This is a genomic window from Limnospira sp., from assembly GCF_051859755.1.
Classification (GTDB): domain Bacteria; phylum Cyanobacteriota; class Cyanobacteriia; order Cyanobacteriales; family Microcoleaceae; genus Limnospira; species Limnospira fusiformis.
Map to the genome: position 1 here is coordinate 1 of NZ_JBIMLI010000009.1, position 2022 is coordinate 2022.

Below are 2022 nucleotides of genomic sequence, written 5' to 3' on the forward strand. Positions count from 1 at the left end.
TTCTAGTGCCTGGAACTAGCACGCATTCCAGGGTAGGAACTTTAACTCTTGCTCTGAACGTAGCCAGTTAAGGCTTAGGCTGGTCAGCTACCTGAAAGGGGGGCACGAAGCCCCTGTGCTTCAGCCGGGGGTGCTGACCCTTAACTCAGTTTACTCCTGATGTAAACATCCAGCCACTTGCCTTGGGAGGCGATGATGTTTTTCTTAAAAAGAGTTTAACATGGAGTTAAAATATAGTTAAGATTTGTTGATGTGCCAGTTAAGTTTATAAATCCAACTAATTACTGATGCCAACTCCTTCATCGACTTTATCGCGTCCACAAAATCTGTCATCCTTGCCGTTGTCTTCAGCTTCCGGTAAAATCGACAAGATGCCGTCTATATATAGTGTTGATCAGCAAGTGAAGTTTTTGCATCTTCAGGCTGAGGTGGACACTCTGCTGCTAGAATTACAAACTCTCAAGCAAATGCGATCGCTTGGTCCCACCGACCCGAAAAATTAGGCCCAATCCCGCCAGGGGGCCAATAATCAGCAATCAGAAATTAGCGATCGCGATCGCAGACGGTGTGCTATAAATGATCAGACTACACTTAACCGTCTGAGGGGTTGATTCAACTATTTGGAATCAGCCAGTCTTGGTTGAGGATTGCTCTCAATCTCAGGGTCAGGTAACTCCATCAAAAAAGACCGCTTAGGCGGGTTAATTGGCTGAGATACCATTACTGTAGGTTGGGAAAGTTGTCGGCTACCTTAGCAGTTAAAAAAGCACATTCATTCAGAAGCCAGGCACCAGTAATGGTGGCTTGGTTTTCCCTTAAAATTCATCTATGACCCTATCAATTGTAAAGTCTGAAGATTCATCGTCACGCCCCTCCGCAGTTCCCTCGGATTTGCGCTTGAGAGATATTATTAACACCCTTCCTAGTGATGTGTTTGTCCAGGACCGATACAAAGCTTGGATGACAGTAATCATTAACGTTGTCATGGTGGGTTTAGGATGGCTAGGAATAGCGATCGCTCCCTGGTTTCTCCTTCCGGTGTTGTGGGTATTTACAGGGACCGCCCTCACCGGATTTTTTGTGATCGGACATGACTGCGGACACCGCTCATTTTCTCGGAATGTTTGGGTAAATGATTGGGTAGGTCATATCCTGTTTCTGCCGATTATATATCCCTTTCACAGTTGGCGTATTGGTCACAACCAACACCATAAATACACTAACAGAATGGAGTTAGATAATGCTTGGCAACCCTGGCGTAAAGAAGAATACCAAAACGCTGGTAAATTCATGCAGGTGACTTATGACCTTTTCCGAGGTCGCGCCTGGTGGATTGGTTCCATTCTACACTGGGCAAGCATTCACTTTGACTGGACAAAATTTGAAGGTAAGCAGCGCCAACAGGTTAAGTTTTCCTCTCTGTTGGTCATCGGCGCGGCGGCGATCGCATTTCCGACTATGATTTTAACCATCGGAGTTTGGGGATTTGTCAAGTTTTGGGTCATTCCTTGGTTAGTCTTCCACTTCTGGATGAGTACCTTTACCCTACTTCATCACACCATCGCCGACATTCCCTTTAGAGAACCCGAACAATGGCACGAAGCCGAATCCCAACTATCAGGGACTGTTCACTGCAATTATCCCCGCTGGGTTGAGTTTCTCTGTCACGATATCAACGTTCATATTCCCCACCACGTCACCACCGCAATTCCCTGGTATAACCTCCGTACAGCCTACGCCAGTTTACAGGAAAATTGGGGTGAATATCTCTATCCTGAGTGTGATTTTTCCTGGGGTTTAATGAAGCAAGTTGTTGACCACTGCCATTTGTATGATGAGAATAACAATTATCAGTCAATCTCTGACTACAAAAAGAGTTTAGCGGTCATTGATAATTAATAATTAATAATTAATAATTAATAATTATTAATTGTAGGTGCGGGTTCTGGTGTAAGTTTCTTGACCTCCGCCTGAGAAACCCGGTTTCTTTGAGAAACCGGGTTTCTTGACTTCTTGACCTCT

Annotated in this window: 2 protein-coding genes; both read left to right on the forward strand. The window is 44.9% G+C overall.

All coding sequences use genetic code 11. The features are described 5' to 3' along the window. The first annotated feature begins 287 nt into the window (after positions 1-287). A complete protein-coding gene (locus ACTIE0_RS02850) occupies positions 288-503 on the forward strand; it encodes a hypothetical protein (RefSeq protein WP_008055771.1) in 216 nt (71 codons plus the stop codon). A 325-nt stretch (positions 504-828) separates the two neighbouring features. Further along, a complete protein-coding gene (locus tag ACTIE0_RS02855) occupies positions 829-1899 on the forward strand; it encodes a fatty acid desaturase (RefSeq protein WP_006623001.1) in 1071 nt (356 codons plus the stop codon). Positions 1900-2022: the final 123 nt, after the last annotated feature.

Excerpts from the sequence above, each read along its gene's own strand:
- ACTIE0_RS02850 (WP_008055771.1), top strand. The coding sequence starts at position 288 with ATGCCAACTCCTTCATCGACTTTATCGCGTCCACAAAATCTGTCATCC.
- ACTIE0_RS02855 (WP_006623001.1), top strand. The coding sequence starts at position 829 with ATGACCCTATCAATTGTAAAGTCTGAAGATTCATCGTCACGCCCCTCC.